The sequence below is a fragment of the Phenylobacterium sp. genome (genome assembly GCF_030697925.1).
In the GTDB taxonomy this organism is placed as follows: Bacteria; Pseudomonadota; Alphaproteobacteria; order Caulobacterales; family Caulobacteraceae; genus Phenylobacterium.
Genome location: NZ_JAUYOJ010000069.1, coordinates 18,068 through 34,258 on the forward strand (window position 1 = coordinate 18,068; position 16,191 = coordinate 34,258).

A 16,191-nucleotide genomic window follows, 5' to 3' on the forward strand; every position below is an offset into this window, starting at 1 on the left:
TCTTCGAAACTTGGTCGAACCATGCTTCTCAAAGCTCAAGCACAGCCGCAGGCTGGCCATCGTGGTGGCCTTCCGCCAGAAGACCATGCTGCCGCTGGACGACGTGCTGGGCTGCCTGAGGGACACTATTCCCAATCTCAGCCGCAGCGCCCTGCAGGTCGAGGAGACCGCCGAGAAGCGCAAACGGTTCAAGACCTAGTGATTGCAGGCGGATTCCTGGGGTTATACAAGCGTGGCGGTCATGGACCGCATTCGGAACGGCTCATCACCACCAAGACAGGGCTACGATTCCCGCGACTCGTGACGTCTTCCTCCCGGACGCCGCGTTAAAACTGAACCAATGAGGTCGGCATTGAAGCTTTTTGTGACGGGAGCTTGCGGGTACAAGGGCTCTGTCCTCGTTCCGAAGCTGCTGCTGGCGGGCCACGAGGTCATCGCCTTCGATATTCAGTGGTTCGGCAACTTCCTGAGGCCGCATCCAGCGCTGACGGTCGTCAAGAGCGATGTCAGGGACCCGGAGAACATCGATCTGGCCGGAGTGGACGCGGTCATCCATCTCTCAAGCGTCGCCAACGATCCCTGCGGCGACCTCGATCCGAAGCTCACATGGGAGATCAGCTGCCTCGCCACCATGCAGTTGGCGGACCGGGCGGTACGCCAGGGTGTGAGGCAATTCATCTACGCTTCTTCCGGAAGCGTGTATGGGGTGAAGAAGGAAGATCGGGTTACAGAAGATCTGGAGCTTCTTCCGATCTCTGAATACAACAAGACCAAGATGTGTGGAGAGCGGATCGTGTTGTCGTATAAGGACGACATGATCGTGCAGATTGTTCGTCCCGCGACGGTTTGCGGGCTTTCGCCGAGAATGCGTCTCGATGTTTCCGTGAACTTGCTCACGATGCAGGCCCTCTCCAAAGGAAAGATCGTTGTGTTTGGCGGCGACCAGACGCGACCGAATATCCACATTGAAGACATCACAGATCTCTATGTGTTCCTGCTGGCGAACCCACAGCACACCGGCGTCTTCAACGCCGGCTTTGAAAATCTGTCGATCAACGAAATTGCCGGACTCGTGACCCGCCACGTTCCCGCGGAAGTCACGGTCACGCCGAGCAACGATCCGCGATCCTACCGCGTGAACTCGGACAAGCTGCTTGCGACCGGGTTCAGGCCGAAGAAGACCGTCGAAGATGCGATCAAGGAGATCGTGGGAGAGTTCCATCAGGGCTCGCTCCGGGACGAGCCGCGCTGGAACAACTTGACTTGGATGCAAACTGAAGTCGCGGAGGCGCAAAGGTGAACATCGCAATCCCACCTTCGCCTGTCGCGGCGACGCATCCAGAGTTCGCGGCCCATTGCCATGACTATGCTTTGCGGCTGTCGGCCACGATGGCCGCCTTCGACTGGCAGCCGGTATCGCGGCTGGCGGAAGATTTGGCCGATTGCAGGTTTTCGCGCCGGCAGGTGTTTATTTGCGGGAACGGCGGCAGCCTGGGCAACGCGATCCACTTGGCCAACGATTTTCTCTACGGGGTCGGCAAGCGGCCCGGCCTGGGCTTGCGGGTCACGGCTCTCGGCGCGAATCCCGCCGTGCTGACCTGTCTCGCGAACGATGAGGGATACGAGCGAATCTTCGAACTGCAGCTGGCCGAGCTCGCGGAGCCCGGCGATGTGCTGATCATCCTGTCCGGCAGTGGGAACTCCCCAAACATCGTCCGCGCCCTGGAGAAGGCGCGGGAGATGGGGGTCAAGAGCTACGCGATCGTCGGCTTCGACGGCGGCAAAGCTTCAAAGATAGCCGAGGTGGTGATTCACAGCCCGCTCAACGACATGCAGATCAGCGAAGACATGCAGCTGATCATTGGGCACGTGCTGATGCAATGGCTGTGGATGAATCGAGAGGCGCTGGGGCGCCGGACCAGCGGGGCATGACGCGTCGCTTCCTCGTCCTCGGCTCGAACTCGTTCTCGGGCGCGACCTTTGTCGACCATCTCGCAACGCGCGGCTACGAGGTCGTCGCGACAAGCCGCTCTGGGGAGCCGCATTCCGCCCTGCTGCCCTACAGGTGGCGCGATCATGCGCGCGCCCCGGAATTTCAGCGGATCGACCTCAATCATGACCTGGATGCGCTGGATGCGCTCATACGCGCAAGACGCATCACCCACGTCGTGAACTTCGCCGCGCAGAGCATGGTCGGGCAGAGCTGGGACCATCCGGATCACTGGATGATGACCAATGTCGTCTCGACGGTGCGGCTGCACGACCGCCTGCGCGCGTACGACCACCTTGAGCGGTATGTGCATGTGACAACCCCCGAGGTCTATGGCTCGACGGAGGGGTGGGTCAAGGAAGACGCGCCGTTCAATCCGTCCACGCCCTACGCCGTCAGCCGTGCGGCCGCTGACATGAGCCTGCGAACCTATTCTGCGCGCTACGGCTTTCCGGTCGTCTTCACCCGGGCCGCGAATGTGTTCGGTCCAGGGCAACAGCTCTATCGAATCGTGCCGAGGACGATCGCATCCGCCCTGGCTGGCAGGCCGCTCACGCTCGACGGCGGCGGCAAGTCCGTCCGTTCGTTCATCGACATGCGCGATGTTTCGGACGCCACCCTCAGGATCGCGATCGAGGGCGTGGCGGGCGAATGCTATCACATCTCGACCGAGCGGATGGTTTCGATCCGGGAGCTGGTCGAGATGATCCTGGAGCAGCTCGGCAAGGATTTCTCGGAAACCGTGAGGGTTGGCCCCGAGAGGCCCGGGAAGGACGTCGCCTACATGCTCGACAGCGGCAAATTGCGGCGGGAGCTGGGCTGGACCGACCAGATCTCGCTGGAGCAAGGGGTCGCCGACACCATCGCCTGGGCCCGTCGATTTCAGGGCGAACTATTTGGAATGAACTGGGACTATGTCCACAAACTTTGACCGGGACATGACGCAATGAACGCCCTCATGCCGACCCTGGATGGGCTAGGGCTCAGGGCGCGGGCCGCGCAACTGAGAGGCCGGATCATCGACATGTGCCATGCCGCGAGTTCGGCCCATCTCGGCTCGTCCCTGTCCTGCGCGGATGTGCTGACGGCGGCCTACTGGCACGTGCTCAAGGTGGACCCGGCCCATCCCACAGACCCGCTGCGCGACCGCTTCATCCTGTCCAAGGGTCACGCCGCGATGGCGATCTATGCGGCGTTAGCGATGCGGGGCTTCTTCCCCGAGGCCGAACTGGCGACCTACAACCAGGATGGAGGTCGTCTCGCCGAACACCCGCCCGCCAACCAGCTTCCGGGCGTGGAGGCCGCAACCGGCTCGCTTGGCCACGGTCTGCCGCTGGCCGCGGGCATTGCGCTCGCGGGACGGATTCAGGGCCGGGACTATCGGGTGTTCGCCCTGCTGTCCGATGGCGAGAATAACGAGGGCTCGGTCTGGGAGGCAGCCATGTTCGCCGCCGGCCAGAGGCTCGAGAACCTGTGTGCGATCATCGACTACAACAAATGGCAGGCGACGGACCGCTCCAACGACGTGCTCGCGCTCGCCCCCTTGGCGGACAAGTGGCGCGCGTTCGGCTGGGACGCCGTGGAATTGGATGGCCATGACGTCGAGGCCCTCGCGCGGGTCATGCAGAAGGTGCCCAACGGCTCCGGCAAGCCCGTGGCGATCGTCGCGCATACAGTAAAGGGCAAGGGCGTCTCGTTCATGGAGGACGACAACAACTGGCACTACCGCGCCCCGACGGCGGCGGAAGTGGCGCTGGCGCGGGCGGAGCTGGGCTTGTCATGAGGAACGCGTTCGCCGACGAAGTGACAAAGCTCGGTATGGTCGATCCTCGCCTGGTCCTGCTGTCGGGCGACATCGGCAACAAGCTGTTCGATCGGTTCAAGGCCGCCCAGCCGGAGCGGTTCTTCAACTGCGGCGTGGCCGAGCAGAACATGACGGGCGTGGCCACCGGCCTGGCGATGAACGGCCTGCGTCCCTTCACCTACACCATAGCCCCGTTCTGCACCACGCGCTGCCTGGAACAGATCCGCACCGATGTGGCCTACCATGAGGCGCCGGTCACCATCGTGGCGGTGGGCGCGGGGCTCGCCTACGCAGGGCTGGGACCGACCCATCACGCCTGTGAGGACATCGCCTTCCTGCGGGCCATTCCGAACATGGTCGTGCTGGCGCCGGGAGACGCCTGGGAGTTGCGGGCCGCGGTGCGCGCGGTCCTGGCGCAGGATCGACCCGCCTACATCAGGCTGGGGAAGAAGGGCGAACCGTTGGTTCACGGCGGTCCGTTGCCTGATTTCCAGATCGGCAAGGCCATAACCGTCGTCGAGGGCTTGGACGTGTGTCTCCTGTCCACGGGAAACATGCTGCCGGAGGCTGTGGCGGCGGCGAGCTTGCTTCGCCAGAAGGGTGTCGCGACCCGCGTCGTGAGCTTCCACACCGTCAAGCCGCTCGATACAGCATGCCTGCGTGAGGCTTTCACCCGGTTCAGCCTCGTGGCAACCGTGGAAGAGCACTCGCTGATCGGCGGCTTCGGCTCGGCCGTGGCCGAGTGGGTGAGCGACCATCTCGCCGGAGGCGCGCGCCTTATCCGCTTTGGCGCGCCCGACCAATTCTTCAAGAAGTCGGGCGAACATGAGTACGCCCGTCGCGAGCTGGGTCTGACGGCGGAGCACATCGCCGAGCGACTCGTCCGCGCGATCAGCCAACCTGCCGCCTAGAGATCAGCATGAAGACGCAAGCCGCCCTTCTCGTGGAAACGGGCAAGCCCCTCAAGGTCGAGGATATTGAGACCCCGGCCTTGAAGCGGGGGCAGGTCCTTGTCGAGATCGCGTATTCCGGCGCCTGCGCCACGCAGGTCATGGAGGTGCGTGGCGACAAGGGTGAGGACAAGTGGACGCCGCATTGCCTCGGCCACGAGGGCTCCGGATCGGTTGTCGAAGTCGGGCCGGAGGTCACCAAGGTCAAGCCGGGGGACCATGTGGTGCTCTCATGGCTGCGCGGCGACGGCATCGAAGCCGGGGGCGCTGTCTACGATTGGGGCGGCGTCCGCGTGAACGCCGGCGGCGTGACGACGTTTCAGCGCCACGCCGTCGTGAGCGAGAACAGGCTGACGCGTCTCCCGAGGGGGTTGCCGCTGGACCTCGCGGTGCTGCTGGGCTGCGCGGCCCCCACGGGAATGGGCGCGGTCTTCAATGTGCTGCAGCTCAAGCCGGGCCAGACTGTCGCCGTGTTCGGAGCCGGCGGCATCGGCTTGCATGCCTGCATGGCGGCGGTCTTCGCCAAGGCCGCGCGGATCATCGCCGTCGATCCCCAGGCCGATCGGCGCGCGCTAGCCCGCAGCTACGGCGCGACCGATGTGATCGATCCTGAAGCCGAGGATCCTGTCGCAGCCGTCCACGGTCTCGTCGCCGGGGGCGTGGACCTCGCCGTCGAAGCCACGGGGGTTCCGAGGGTGATGCAGCAGGCCTTAAGTGCGGTGCGACCGCAGGGCGGGCGGGCGGTGGTCATCGGCAACGCCAGGTTCGGCTCCGAGCTGACTGTCGATCCTGCGGTCTTCAATCAGGGCAAGAGTTTGATGGGGACCTGGGGCGGCGACAGCGTCCCGGATCGTGACTTCCCCCATTTTGGCGAGATCCTGAGCTCTGGGCGGTTCGACCTGAAGCTGCTGCTGTCCAAGAGCTACAGCCTCGATGGGATCAATGACGCGCTTGCGGATTTGGCGGCTGGCCGCGTCGGCCGGCCGCTCATCGACATGAGGCTATAGCTCGCCTTGCGGATCGGTATCGACCTCGATAACACCGTTGCCTGTTATCAGGATGCTTTCCATGCTGCGGCGGTGGAACGCGAGTTCTTCCGGCCTGAAGAGGTCGCATTCGACAAGACGAGCGTCCGCGACCACCTGAGGCGTCTGGGACGCGACGCGGACTTCACTGAACTTCAGGGGTATGTGTACGGTCCCGGCATGAGACACGTCACTCTCTATCCGGGGCTGCGGGAAGCGCTGGCGGCGCTCGGCGCGGCGGGCCACGAACTCTTCCTTATCAGTCACAGGACCAGGCGGCCTTTCGCAGGTCCCCCTCATGACCTCCATGCGCACGCTCGGGAGTTCCTCGACTCGCAGGGTCTGATCGGACCGGTTCGCGGAAGGTTCGCCGCATCGAACGTCTTCTTCGAGCTCACCAAGACGGAGAAGGTGGCGAGGATCGGCAAGCTCGGTTGCCACGTCTTCGTCGATGATCTGTGGGAGATCCTCACCATGGAAGGATTTCCGGCGACGGTGCGGAAGGTTCTGTTCGATCCGGATGGGCATCGCGCCGACGCCGGCCCCGGCGTCGAGGTGGTCCGGGACTGGAGTTCGATCGCCAACCGGCTCCTGGCCTGCGGTTGAGTCCCCGTGGCTGCGCGTGAGCCAGTGCAGATCGCCACCGCGCTCGCCGCCCTCGCGGGGCGTCCACGGCCCGAGCACCTCGCACCGCTGGCCGGCGGCCGTAACAACCAGGTCTTCCGCGTCGATACGGCCGGCGAGCCGTTCGTCCTCAAGCTCTACCACCGCGATCCGAACGATCCCCGAGATCGGCTGGCGCACGAGTGGAGCTTCCTGACCTATGCTCGCCAACGCAACGTCGCCGCTGTTCCGGAGCCGATCGCGGTCGACACCGAGGCCGGTGCGTCGCTGCTCAGTTTTGTGCCGGGAGAGAGGGTGCAAGCCGGTCAGGTCGAACGCTGGCATCTCGACGAGGCGCTCAGTTTCATCTTGCAGCTCAATGCGCCGGGCGCGACGGCCGCGAGGTTGCCCCTGGCGGCCGAGGCCTGCATGAGCGTCGCTGACCATCTTTCGATCGTGGATCGCCGGGTGGAGCGCCTGCGCAATCTCGACCCGGAGGCGCCGTGCTGCGCCGCGGCCGAAGAGCTGGTCCGCGGTGAGCTCCTGCCCCTGTGGCGTGAAACCAGGGAGAGAGTCTCCGGCGCGACCCGGACCCTGGGCATCATCTTGGATGAAACCTTGGAAGCTGGCGCCGAATGCGTCTCTCCATCGGACGTGGGATTCCACAACGCGCTCGTGTCGGGGCGTCGCGTGACATTCATCGATTTCGAGTACGCCGGCCGTGACGATCCGGCCAAGCTCGTCGCAGACCTGTTCTGCTGCCCGGAAGCGCCGCCGCCCTTTGGTGAGTTCGAAAGCTTCGTCGATCGCCTGTTCGCTGGACTGGGACTTGCCGACGTTCACGCCGCGCGCTGCCGACTGCTGATCGATGTCCATCGCCTCAAATGGGCGTGTATCGTGCTCAACCAATTCCTTCCGATAGGCCGCCAGCGTCGGGCGTTCGCCGCCCAGACCGGCGCGGCGGAGGCCCCCGAGGCCTTGCTCGCTCGCACAAGGCGAAGCCTGGCACAAATCGGATATTCAAGCTGATTAAGGAAGCCAACATGCCCTACCGAGAATTCGTCAGCCTGGTCCACAAGGCGACCGCCCGCAACTATCTCGAGCGCGTCAATGAGGTCGACAAGGCTGTGGTCGCGGAGGTCGCCACCCAGTTCGGTGAAGCGTATTGGGACGGCACGCGCCTGCAAGGCTACGGCGGTTACCGATACGACGGGCGCTGGCGCAAGGTGGCCGACGCCATGATCCAGGCCTATGACCTGAAACCCGGCATGCGTGTTCTGGACGTAGGTTCGGGCAAGGGGTTCCTGCTCCACGACTTCAAGGAAGCATGTCCGGGCCTGGAACTGCACGGTCTGGAATATTCAACTTACGCCATCGACAAGACGATGGAGTCGGTGCGGTCCAATATCACCCACGGCACCGCCGCCAAGCTTCCATGGCCAGACGACTATTTCGACCTCGTCGTCTCCATAACCACCCTGCACAACCTCTACAATTACGACCTCTGGGACGCGCTGCGGGAGATGGACCGGGTATCCAGGGGGCACAAGTACCTGTGTGTGGAAGCCTATCGGAACGAGAGGGAGAAAGTAAACCTTATGTACTGGCAGCTCACCTGCCGGATATTCCACACGCCCGCCGAATGGGAAGCAGAGTTCAAACTCACGAACTACACAGGCGACTATGAATTCATCTACTTCGAATAGAGTGTCGCGCAAGGCGAGTGAGGGGCGCCGAAGTCTGCATTCGCCCGCCGCAGGCTTGCAGGCGAGCCGATGTCTCGGTGGTAACCGGGGTGATGATGCGCAAGAATCCTGCCGAGGTACAGCGGGATGACCTCGGTGCTAAGATCAAGCGTCTCCTTGGCAAATAGGGCCTTGCAGGTCGAGATGACCTCCGGCTCAAAGATGTAGACGGCGGCGTTTGCCCGAATTCCGGGGGGATCGGGAACCTTCTCGTGAAACGCCGTCACGACATCTTCGTCGTCACATTCCACGATGCCGCTGGAGCCAGGCTGGTCGGTGTCGAAGGTCGCCATCGTCATGGCGCACCTCGGCGGCCGGCCGGCGTGGGCACGCATCATGCCCGGCAAGCTCAAATCCGACAGGTTGTCGGCGTGTAGCACCAATCCTGCCTCACCTTGGAAGAATCCAGCGTTGGCGGCCACCGTCCCGCCGGTCCCGAACAGACGGGGTTCGTGAACGATCTCCACCTTGCCGCCCTCGCCGTAGCCGGCGAGGAAGCCGACCACGAGTTCGCTGAGATAGTGGGTGTTCACGAGCACGCGCTCCGAACCGGCAGCCAGCAAGGCGTCCAGCCAGTGCTGCAGCAACGGCTTGCCGGCGATGGGCACGAGGCACTTCGGCAGGTGATTGGTGATCGGGCGGAGGCGGCTACCAAGCCCCGCCGCGAGCAAAAGTGCGCGCATGAAAAGACTCCATTCATCAGCGAAACTGCGTAGGGGACTGAGGTGATCGCGGGGCCGGTCCTAATAGCAACATCGTGCGGAAGTCCCGCTCGATCCGGCTGAGCTACCGGGCCGCACCGGCGGGGTGTTGGCGCAGCGTGTCGCGGCAGCTCAAATGACAACGCCCGACGAAGGCCGGAGCGTCTCGCCATCATCCCGTCTGGCGAGTCAGGCCGCGACGGCCGTGGTCTTCACCGGCGACTTTTGCAGCATGGCGATCACGGCCTCGCGGTCGATGCATTCGATGGCGGCGACCTCGCGGGTCTAGGCCAGGCTCCGAGCTTGGGCAAGTTTCGTTTCGGTAAGATGGCTTGCGCGACGTTAAGGGAGCCTTGCACGAAGGCGCCGACCCCGGCATGGCGCCTTTGACGGGCGCCATGCCGGGCGCCGTCAGCGAGGACGCTCGGGCTCGACCGCGGAGGCGTCGGCTGCGTGAGCGTCGGCCGCAAGCGGCGTCCGGATCGCTGTGCGGAAGACGTCCTTCGCGTTCGAGGGCGGCGGTCCCATGCGGTAGGCGTACGCCCCGTCCATTCCTGGGGCGGCGCAGGCCCCGATCGCCAGCGGCAGGCCGAGGATCAGGGCGGTGAGGATTAAGCGAGTGATCATCGGGTTTCCCCGAAATCGTGGATCCGCCAGACGGCAGGGCCGTCTTGGCGGAACGGCGCCGGGGCGGAACCAGGTCTCGCACCTGACAGTCCAGGCGCTCGACCGCACCACCAGGGGTGTGTCGCACTTTAGCGAGTGCCCGTCCCCGTGAGGTTACGGGCTGCGATGCCGGTGGTCCGTTGCGAAAACCTCTCCACGCTGGCCGTCGCACTGCGCCGCAGACGATCAGAACCGGAATTTTCAGGGAAAGCTGCCGCAAGGATGGTGTCCGTGTCCGAGCGGACACTTCGTGCCTGGGAAACGGGCCGGTCAACCACCCCGGTGCCCGCGACATCGCTGATCAGCTGATGGCCCCGCTGGACTCGATGCTCCTCCACTGGCTGGTGAGCTCGTTGCGGACCGCGGGCAAGGCCCAGGCCAAGCTCCACGCCGCCATCGCCCGCGACGGCGGGGTGCAAGCCATCGTCAACGAGATGCGGACCCGCGCCGAACCCTGCGAGACCATCGGCCTGTAGGACAACGAGGCGCTCGACACCTCCATCGTTCAGGCTCCCCTGCCTTGAGGCTGACGCCTTAGGTGTGTAGTCGGGATTTAACGGATTGGGGATTCCCGGTTTGGAGCGGATCGTGATTCAAGGCTGATTTTTGGAGGTCAGCCTTGGATGCAAAGCCTGATTCCGACGTCCTGACGGACGAGCAGTGGGCGCGGATCGCGCCGCTGATGCCGGGCGGGTGCAAGGGCAAGCGGGGTCCCCGCAGCAACAATCGCCGGTTCATGGAGGCGGTCTTCTGGATGGCCCGCTCGGGTAGTCGCTGGAAGGACCTGCCGGAGCGGTTCGGCAAGCTCTCGACAGTGAAGCAGCGCTACTACGACTGGGTGGACCGCGGCGTCTTCGCCGAGATCTTCCAGGCGCTCAGCGGCGAGGAGGACATGGAGTGGCTGATGGTGGACTCCACCATCGTGCGGGCCCACGAGCACGCCGCCGGAGCCCGGCGGCAAAAAGGGGGGCGCATGCCTAGGGCCTGGGCCGTTCCCGCGGCGGCCTGAGCACCAAGATCCACGCCTGCACCGACGGTCTGGGCGATCCGGTGCGGCTACTCGCCGGCCCCGGCCAGGAGAGCGACATCGGCCCGGCCGCAGCCCTGATCCACGGCTTCCGAGCGGAGTGCGTCCTGGCCGATAGGGGCTACGACGCCGACCATTTCCGCGCCGCCATTCGCCAAGCCTGCGCCGAGCCGGTTATCCCCTTCACCAGGTCCCGCGCCGCGGTCTCCCGCCACGACAAAGACCACTACAAGGAGCGCAACCGCGTCGAGCGCTTCTTCAACAAGCTCAAGCAGTTCAGGCGCGTCGCCACCCGCTACGACAAGCGGCTCGCCAACTTCATGGGCTTCGTCACACTCGCCGCCATCGCCATCCTCCTGCGTTGACGGTTAAATCCTGGCTACGCCCTAGTCGGCCATCACATAATTATATAAAGATGTCTTTATGCCCATATTGACAGCAAGGCTCGCCTGCGGTCAGTTGCCTGTGTCGTGGTTCTCTAGGGCGTTCGCACCCTGGAGCTAAGAGGGAATCCGGTGACCGCGCATCTCGCGCCCATGCCGGAGCTGCCCCCGCAACTGTAAGCGGCGAGCCGACGTCCATTCTGTGTCACTGGCGCATCCGCGCCGGGAAGGCCGGACGGAGGCTTCGACCCGTGAGCCAGGAGACCTGCCTCGACAGATAACGTCCTCCGGCGGGGTGCCCGGTCAGGCCGCTAGTCATGTGCGCCCGGCGCGGCGCGCGTGCGCTCGCGTCTGCCGCAAGCCTCTCCAACACTCCAATGGTAGAGGCTCATGTCCATCACCGTCGCCACCCTCGGATTTCCCCGCATCGGCCCGCGTCGCGAGATGAAGACCGCCCTCGAACGATTCTGGTCCGGCAAGGCCGGTTCCGCCGATCTGCTCGCGGTCGCCGCGAGCTTGCGCGCCCAGACCTGGGCGCGCCAACGCGAGCTGGGCGTCGACCACATCCCCAGCAACGACTTCTCGCTTTACGACCACGTGCTCGACACCAGCGCCATGGTTGGCGCGGTTCCCGCCGTCTACGGCTGGGCGGGCGGGGAGGTGGAGCTCGACACCTATTTCGCCATGGCTCGCGGTGCTCAAGGCGAAGCCGATCACGCCGGCTGCGGCCAGGGCCATCGCCACGCCCTCGACGTCGCAGCCGCCGAGATGACCAAGTGGTTCGACACCAACTACCACTACCTGGTGCCGGAATTCACCGCCGGCCGGGCCTTCGCCCTGTCCTCCACCAAGGCGATCGACGAGTTCGTCGAGGCCCGTGACCAGGGGGTCCACACCCGGCCGGTGTTGCTAGGTCCGGTGACCTTCCTGAAGCTGGGCAAGAGCAAAGATGCGGAGCTTGATCCGCGTAGCCTGCTCGACGACCTGCTGCCGGTCTATGCGAAGGTCCTGAACCGGCTGGAGCAGGCCGGTGCGAGCTGGGTGCAGATCGATGAGCCCTGCCTGGTGCTCGACCTGGACGATGCTGACCGGGCCGCGCTGCGGCAAGCCTACGGCCAGCTCGCCCGAACCGCGCCAGGGATCAAGCTCATGCTCACCACCTATTTCGGCGGTCTGGGCGACAATCTGGAGACGGCGCTGGCCCTGCCGGTGGCGGGCCTGCACGTCGATCTCATCCGAGCGCCGGAGCAGTTTGACCGGGTTCTCGCCTATGCGCCGGCCGACATGGTCCTGTCCCTGGGCGTGATCGACGGTCGCAATATTTGGCGAGCCGATCTGCCGCGTATTCTGGACCGGCTGGAACCCCTGCTGGCAGGCGATCGCGAACTCGTGCTCGCGCCTTCGTGCTCCCTCCTGCACACCCCGATCGACCTCGAGGCCGAGCGGTCGCTCGATCCCGACGTGAAGAGCTGGCTCGCCTTCGCCCTGCAGAAGGTCGAGGAGTTGGTCGTTCTGGCCCGCGCCCTGAACACGGGTCGTGCGAGCGTCGCCGGTCCATTGGAGGCTTCCCGCGTTGCCGCAAGGTCTCGCAGCACCTCGCCGAAAATCCACGACGCCGCCGTCGCCACGCGGCTCGCGGGCGTCACCGAGGACATGGCGCGTCGAGGCTCGACCTTCAGTCGGCGACAAGCGGTCCAGATCCCGCGCCTGGACTTGCCGGCCCTGCCCACGACGACCATCGGCTCCTTCCCGCAGACCGAGGCGGTCCGCAAGGCCCGCGCCGACCATGCCAAAGGCGCTTTGTGCGATGCAGACTACGAGACCTTCCTACGCGAAGAGACGAAACGCGCTGTTCGCTGGCAGGAGGAAATCGGCCTCGACGTCCTCGTGCATGGCGAGTTCGAGCGCAACGACATGGTGCAGTACTTCGGCGAGCAGCTTTCGGGCTTCGCCTTCACCAAAAACGCCTGGGTGCAGTCCTACGGTTCGCGCTGCGTGCGACCGCCGATCCTCTATGGCGACGTCGCCCGGCCCACGCCCATGACGGTGGGGTGGTGGCGCCACGCACAATCGCTCACCTCGCGCCCGATGAAGGGGATGCTCACCGGCCCGGCCACCATCCTCAACTGGTCCTTCGTGCGCGACGATGTTCCGCGCGAGCTCGCTTGCCGTCAGATCGCGCTCGCCATCCGCGATGAGGTCGTCGATCTGGAAGCGGCCGGCGCCAGGATCATCCAGATCGACGAGGCGGCGCTGCGCGAAGGCTTGCCCCTGCGCCGGAGCGACTGGGACGATTACCTCCGCTGGGCGGTGGAATGCTTCCGCCTCACGGCCTCGGGCGTGGCCGACCACACCCAGATCCACACCCACATGTGCTACTCGGAGTTCAACGACATCATCGCCGCCATCGGGGCCATGGACGCCGACGTCATCTCCATCGAAACTGCGCGGTCGAAGATGGAGCTGCTCGACGCCTTCGCCGACTACGCCTATCCGGCGGAGATCGGGCCTGGCGTCTACGACATCCACTCCCCACGCGTCCCGACGATCGAGGAAATGACCGAGCTTCTCCGCGCGGCTCAGGCGCGGCTCTCGGTCGGGCAACTCTGGGTGAACCCCGACTGCGGCCTGAAGACCCGCAATTGGCCCGAGACCGAGGCGGCGCTCATCAACATGGTGGCGGCCGCGAAGCGGTCTCGCGCGACCATGGGCGCCTAAGTCAATCGGGACAAGTTGGAACCGATCCGGCCGTTGAGCGACAGGCGTTCGATCTCTGGAAAGCTACGTCGTCCGCCGCGCTTGGCCAAATCCGACGGCGAGGCCCCCCTGGCTGCTGCGCGTCGCGGTGATCGTGGGTACGATCCTGAACCTGATCAATCGGGGCGATGCTATAACTTGGCCGGCGTGTGATCCGCCAAGCGAGGTTGCTGCTTGCCTATCTGTCGCCTACGCGGTGGGCATCCATGGGGCGGTCAGCACCAGCTCGCGGATGGAGGTCTAGATGTCGACGCTATGGAGGGTGTTTACCCGACGCTGAGCGGAGAGGCTGAGGTTGCGAAGCTCCAAGCCCCGAGCCGCGAGGACGACTGTAGGGATACGGCCCCAAGCAGAGCTTCTTTCAGTCCCAAAGGCCGAGCGGACCCGCCAGCGGATCTACGCTCAGCGCGACCAGGCCCGACGCGATCCCAACCTCGAGGGCCTCTACAACCCCGCTGACTGCACTCAGCTCTAGGCAATATCAACCCAACCCGAGATGGATGCAGAGCGGCTTAGCCTCGTTCACTTTTGGCCGGAAGATCATTCGACGCACGAAGCGCGGCCCTTTCGAGCTTACCGCGCGCTTCGTTCGATCCAGAGCCGGCGCGCGGTCGCCTCCCGGCCCTTCAGCGGAGCGGTGAGATCACATCGACGCAAGAATGAGAGGCCGATCTCATTGCCCCGTCGCCACGCGATCTCGCCCTCGAAGGCTTCGCCCGAACGGCAGACCAGCAACATCAATGGCTGCGAAAGATCGTCAGGCGCGCCCAGCCGAACGCGAGCGCCAGAATCGGTCAGGTCACGGATCGCGCAGTCGACGGTCAGGTCGGCGGGGCCGTGAATCAAGATGCCGGTCAAGAGAACCCTTCGCCGGAGCTCCTCACGGCGTTCCGCGCCGACGGCTTGGGAAGGAGGGGGCGGACGCTCGACCATGAGATCAGGATGGGGGTAAAAGCTTGAGGCGGGCTTTACGGCGCCCCACAAGAAGGTCGCCTCTAGGGCAAGCGTACGCTCATCCTTGGTTCGGGGGCTTCGGTCTTGATTGCAGCCTCGATGGCTCGCATGAGGTCCGGAATTTGAATGGGCTTCGCCGCATGTTCGCTGAATCCCAAACCAAGATAGTGATCCCGGCCGCCGGAGACGACATCGGCCGTGAGGGCCACAACGGGGGTCAGGCAATTGCGGCCGTTGGAATCACGCAGTTTCTGCAATGCCTCAATCCCCGTCATGCCGGGCATCTGGATATCCATCAGCACAAGGTCGAAGACCTGGCCGTTAAGCAGGTCGAGGGCCTCATTCCCGCTTTGTGCTCTCGTAGTCCCGTGACCGAAGGCGGCGAGGAGTTGTTCCAGGACGAGCAGGTTGGTCGGGTTGTCGTCGACGACGAGAATCCGTAGCGGGGGCATTTCAACCTCATCGGCCACCGCCTCTGCTCCCCCGATGAGTTCCTGGCCAGGGTCGGCCAGACCGAGCGGGAGTTCGATGTGGAACACAGATCCCACGCCCAACTCGCTCGTGGCCCAGATGCGTCCGCCCATCAACTCTGTCAGTCGCTTGGCGATCGAAAGCCCGAGTCCGGTGCCCCCGAACCGACGTTCCGCCGTGTCGTCGGCTTGGGAGAAGCGGTCAAAGAGGCTGGGAAGGGCGCCGGCGGCGATACCCGCGCCGGTGTCATGGACCGCCACATGGATCCAGGCGCTATCGTCGGTGTTTGGACGAGCCGCGACCAAAATCTTCACTGAGCCACGCTCGGTGAACTTCAGCGCGTTCCCGACAAGATTGAACAGAACCTGTCGCAGCCTCAGGGCATCCACCCAGACATGCCGCGGCACGGCCTCATCGAGCGACAGCGTGAGGGCGACACCGCTTTCGTCGGCGCGCGCGCCCCAGAAGTTGACGATGTGGTCCATGAAGGCGTGGAAGTCCTCGACGACCGGCTCGATCTCCAGGCGGCCGGCGTCGATCTTCGAAAAGTCGAGAACGTCGTTCAGAATCGACAGCAGATATTCGCCGCTTTGGATCAAGGTGTCCAAACGCTCGGTTTGGTGAGGGGCGCGTTCGTCCCGCCGAAGCAGTTGGGCCATGCCGAGCACGCCGTTCATAGGGGTGCGAATCTCGTGGCTCATGGTGGCGAGAAAATTCGACTTCGCGGCGTTCGCCCGCCGGGCGTCTTCCCGGGCTTCTTCGGCCAAGATACGATCTCTCAGCGCCTGGTCGCGCGCGGCCTCGAGTTCCGGGATCATTGCGGCGTTAGCGTTGTAGGCGGCGTGCCACTCACCGATGGCCCTTAGGGTGTGCGTGGAGATAAGGGCGAGCGTGAAGCCAAGCACGCTCAAGGCCCCGATGACGCCGAGCGCCTGGGCGATCGGCAAGACGATTATCGCCACGACCGCGCTCATGAGCAGCGAGGGGGCGGCGAACGCCATCATCACAGATCGCGAGAACGACCCGTTCGCGAGCCCCAGCGCGATCAAGGTGGATCCGATGGCGCCCAGATAGGCGACCTCGCCGAGCCCGGGTCTGGCCAGCACCATGGACAT

General features: G+C 64.6%; 18 protein-coding genes, 1 pseudogene and 1 riboswitch. Of the genes and pseudogenes, 15 read left to right on the forward strand and 4 right to left on the reverse strand.

Annotated elements, in window-relative coordinates:
- Window positions 1-55 precede the first annotated feature (55 nt).
- From Q8Q88_RS06840 to Q8Q88_RS06885, 10 genes and pseudogenes are all read left to right on the forward strand, one after another.
- Window positions 56-196 (forward strand): annotated as a pseudogene (locus Q8Q88_RS06840) (IS481 family transposase); the annotation flags it as partial.
- Between the two features lie 156 nt (window positions 197-352).
- Entirely contained in the window at window positions 353-1,300 is a 948-nt protein-coding gene (locus Q8Q88_RS06845) for an NAD(P)-dependent oxidoreductase (protein ID WP_305674452.1), read from the forward strand.
- Window positions 1,297-1,932: an SIS domain-containing protein gene (locus tag Q8Q88_RS06850; protein WP_305674453.1), complete on the forward strand. Its 636-nt coding sequence runs from the start codon at window positions 1,297-1,299 to the stop codon at window positions 1,930-1,932. The genes Q8Q88_RS06845 and Q8Q88_RS06850 overlap by 4 nt, the downstream gene beginning before the upstream one ends.
- Window positions 1,929-2,921 carry a GDP-mannose 4,6-dehydratase gene (locus Q8Q88_RS06855; RefSeq protein ID WP_305674454.1) on the forward strand — a complete coding sequence of 331 codons (993 nt, stop codon included), beginning with the start codon at window positions 1,929-1,931 and terminating at the stop codon, window positions 2,919-2,921. The genes Q8Q88_RS06850 and Q8Q88_RS06855 overlap by 4 nt, the downstream gene beginning before the upstream one ends.
- A 27-nt stretch (window positions 2,922-2,948) precedes the next feature.
- Window positions 2,949-3,773 carry a transketolase gene (locus Q8Q88_RS06860; protein ID WP_305674455.1) on the forward strand — a complete coding sequence of 275 codons (825 nt, stop codon included), beginning with the start codon at window positions 2,949-2,951 and terminating at the stop codon, window positions 3,771-3,773.
- Complete coding sequence (locus Q8Q88_RS06865; protein WP_305674456.1) at window positions 3,770-4,705, forward strand: transketolase family protein; 936 nt, start codon at window positions 3,770-3,772, stop codon at window positions 4,703-4,705. Before Q8Q88_RS06860 ends, Q8Q88_RS06865 begins: the two co-directional genes overlap by 4 nt.
- Window positions 4,706-4,713: 8 nt before the next feature.
- Window positions 4,714-5,751: a zinc-binding dehydrogenase gene (locus tag Q8Q88_RS06870; RefSeq protein WP_305674457.1), complete on the forward strand. Its 1,038-nt coding sequence runs from the start codon at window positions 4,714-4,716 to the stop codon at window positions 5,749-5,751.
- Between the two features lie 6 nt (window positions 5,752-5,757).
- Window positions 5,758-6,375, forward strand: coding sequence for a hypothetical protein (locus Q8Q88_RS06875; RefSeq protein ID WP_305674458.1), 618 nt, complete (start codon window positions 5,758-5,760; stop codon window positions 6,373-6,375).
- Window positions 6,376-6,399: 24 nt separating this feature from the next.
- The gene (locus Q8Q88_RS06880; RefSeq protein ID WP_305674459.1) at window positions 6,400-7,401 is read left to right on the forward strand and encodes an aminoglycoside phosphotransferase family protein; all 1,002 of its coding nucleotides are present in this window, start codon (window positions 6,400-6,402) and stop codon (window positions 7,399-7,401) included.
- Between the two features lie 14 nt (window positions 7,402-7,415).
- The gene (locus tag Q8Q88_RS06885; RefSeq protein ID WP_305674460.1) at window positions 7,416-8,078 is read left to right on the forward strand and encodes a class I SAM-dependent methyltransferase; all 663 of its coding nucleotides are present in this window, start codon (window positions 7,416-7,418) and stop codon (window positions 8,076-8,078) included.
- Here Q8Q88_RS06885 and Q8Q88_RS06890 read toward each other — a convergent pair.
- Together Q8Q88_RS06890 and Q8Q88_RS06895 are read right to left on the reverse strand one after the other, a co-directional pair.
- Window positions 8,066-8,800, reverse strand: a complete 735-nt coding sequence (locus Q8Q88_RS06890; RefSeq protein WP_305674461.1) for a nucleotidyltransferase family protein — start codon at window positions 8,798-8,800, stop codon at window positions 8,066-8,068. The genes Q8Q88_RS06885 and Q8Q88_RS06890 overlap by 13 nt on opposite strands.
- A gap of 429 nt (window positions 8,801-9,229) precedes the next feature.
- Entirely contained in the window at window positions 9,230-9,445 is a 216-nt protein-coding gene (locus Q8Q88_RS06895) for a hypothetical protein (RefSeq protein ID WP_305674462.1), read from the reverse strand.
- A gap of 165 nt (window positions 9,446-9,610) precedes the next feature.
- Between Q8Q88_RS06895 and Q8Q88_RS24715 the strand changes: the two genes are divergently transcribed.
- From Q8Q88_RS24715 to Q8Q88_RS24720, 5 genes are all read left to right on the forward strand, one after another.
- The gene (locus Q8Q88_RS24715) at window positions 9,611-9,793 is read left to right on the forward strand and encodes a helix-turn-helix domain-containing protein (protein ID WP_371129823.1); all 183 of its coding nucleotides are present in this window, start codon (window positions 9,611-9,613) and stop codon (window positions 9,791-9,793) included.
- Entirely contained in the window at window positions 9,793-9,960 is a 168-nt protein-coding gene (locus Q8Q88_RS06900; RefSeq protein ID WP_305674463.1) for a hypothetical protein, read from the forward strand. Before Q8Q88_RS24715 ends, Q8Q88_RS06900 begins: the two co-directional genes overlap by 1 nt.
- A gap of 206 nt (window positions 9,961-10,166) precedes the next feature.
- Window positions 10,167-10,876 (forward strand): IS5 family transposase gene (locus Q8Q88_RS06905; protein ID WP_371129825.1). Its coding sequence is split into 2 segments (ribosomal slippage): window positions 10,167-10,464 and window positions 10,464-10,876, totalling 711 coding nucleotides; the frame shifts between segments, so codons are not numbered across the junction.
- An 89-nt stretch (window positions 10,877-10,965) separates the two neighbouring features.
- Window positions 10,966-11,182, forward strand: a riboswitch (cobalamin riboswitch).
- A 102-nt stretch (window positions 11,183-11,284) separates the two neighbouring features.
- Window positions 11,285-13,612, forward strand: coding sequence for a 5-methyltetrahydropteroyltriglutamate--homocysteine S-methyltransferase (gene metE, locus Q8Q88_RS06910; RefSeq protein WP_305674464.1), 2,328 nt, complete (start codon window positions 11,285-11,287; stop codon window positions 13,610-13,612).
- Between the two features lie 127 nt (window positions 13,613-13,739).
- Window positions 13,740-13,895 (forward strand): hypothetical protein, encoded by a 156-nt coding sequence (locus Q8Q88_RS24720; protein ID WP_371129824.1) that lies wholly within the window; start codon window positions 13,740-13,742, stop codon window positions 13,893-13,895.
- 329 nt (window positions 13,896-14,224) lie between these two features.
- Here the strand turns inward: Q8Q88_RS24720 and Q8Q88_RS06915 are convergent, their stop codons facing one another.
- Together Q8Q88_RS06915 and Q8Q88_RS06920 are read right to left on the reverse strand one after the other, a co-directional pair.
- Window positions 14,225-14,635, reverse strand: a complete 411-nt coding sequence (locus tag Q8Q88_RS06915) for a PilZ domain-containing protein (protein WP_305674465.1) — start codon at window positions 14,633-14,635, stop codon at window positions 14,225-14,227.
- An 11-nt stretch (window positions 14,636-14,646) separates the two neighbouring features.
- Window positions 14,647-16,191, reverse strand: a 1,545-nt coding sequence (locus Q8Q88_RS06920) for an ATP-binding protein (RefSeq protein ID WP_305674466.1), incomplete at its 5' end; no start/stop codon positions are given.

What these genes read in the sequence shown, in the direction of transcription:
- Q8Q88_RS06855 (WP_305674454.1), top strand. Translation starts at nt 1,929, where the DNA reads ATGACGCGTCGCTTCCTCGTCCTCGGCTCGAACTCGTTCTCGGGCGCG.
- Q8Q88_RS06860 (WP_305674455.1), top strand. Translation starts at nt 2,949, where the DNA reads ATGCCGACCCTGGATGGGCTAGGGCTCAGGGCGCGGGCCGCGCAACTG.
- Q8Q88_RS06865 (WP_305674456.1), top strand. Translation starts at nt 3,770, where the DNA reads ATGAGGAACGCGTTCGCCGACGAAGTGACAAAGCTCGGTATGGTCGAT.
- Q8Q88_RS06870 (WP_305674457.1), top strand. Translation starts at nt 4,714, where the DNA reads ATGAAGACGCAAGCCGCCCTTCTCGTGGAAACGGGCAAGCCCCTCAAG.
- Q8Q88_RS06885 (WP_305674460.1), top strand. Translation starts at nt 7,416, where the DNA reads ATGCCCTACCGAGAATTCGTCAGCCTGGTCCACAAGGCGACCGCCCGC.
- Q8Q88_RS06890 (WP_305674461.1), bottom strand. Translation starts at nt 8,800, where the DNA reads ATGCGCGCACTTTTGCTCGCGGCGGGGCTTGGTAGCCGCCTCCGCCCG.
- Q8Q88_RS06895 (WP_305674462.1), bottom strand. Translation starts at nt 9,445, where the DNA reads ATGATCACTCGCTTAATCCTCACCGCCCTGATCCTCGGCCTGCCGCTG.
- Q8Q88_RS24715 (WP_371129823.1), top strand. Translation starts at nt 9,611, where the DNA reads ATGCCGGTGGTCCGTTGCGAAAACCTCTCCACGCTGGCCGTCGCACTG.
- Q8Q88_RS06900 (WP_305674463.1), top strand. Translation starts at nt 9,793, where the DNA reads ATGGCCCCGCTGGACTCGATGCTCCTCCACTGGCTGGTGAGCTCGTTG.
- metE (WP_305674464.1), top strand. Translation starts at nt 11,285, where the DNA reads ATGTCCATCACCGTCGCCACCCTCGGATTTCCCCGCATCGGCCCGCGT.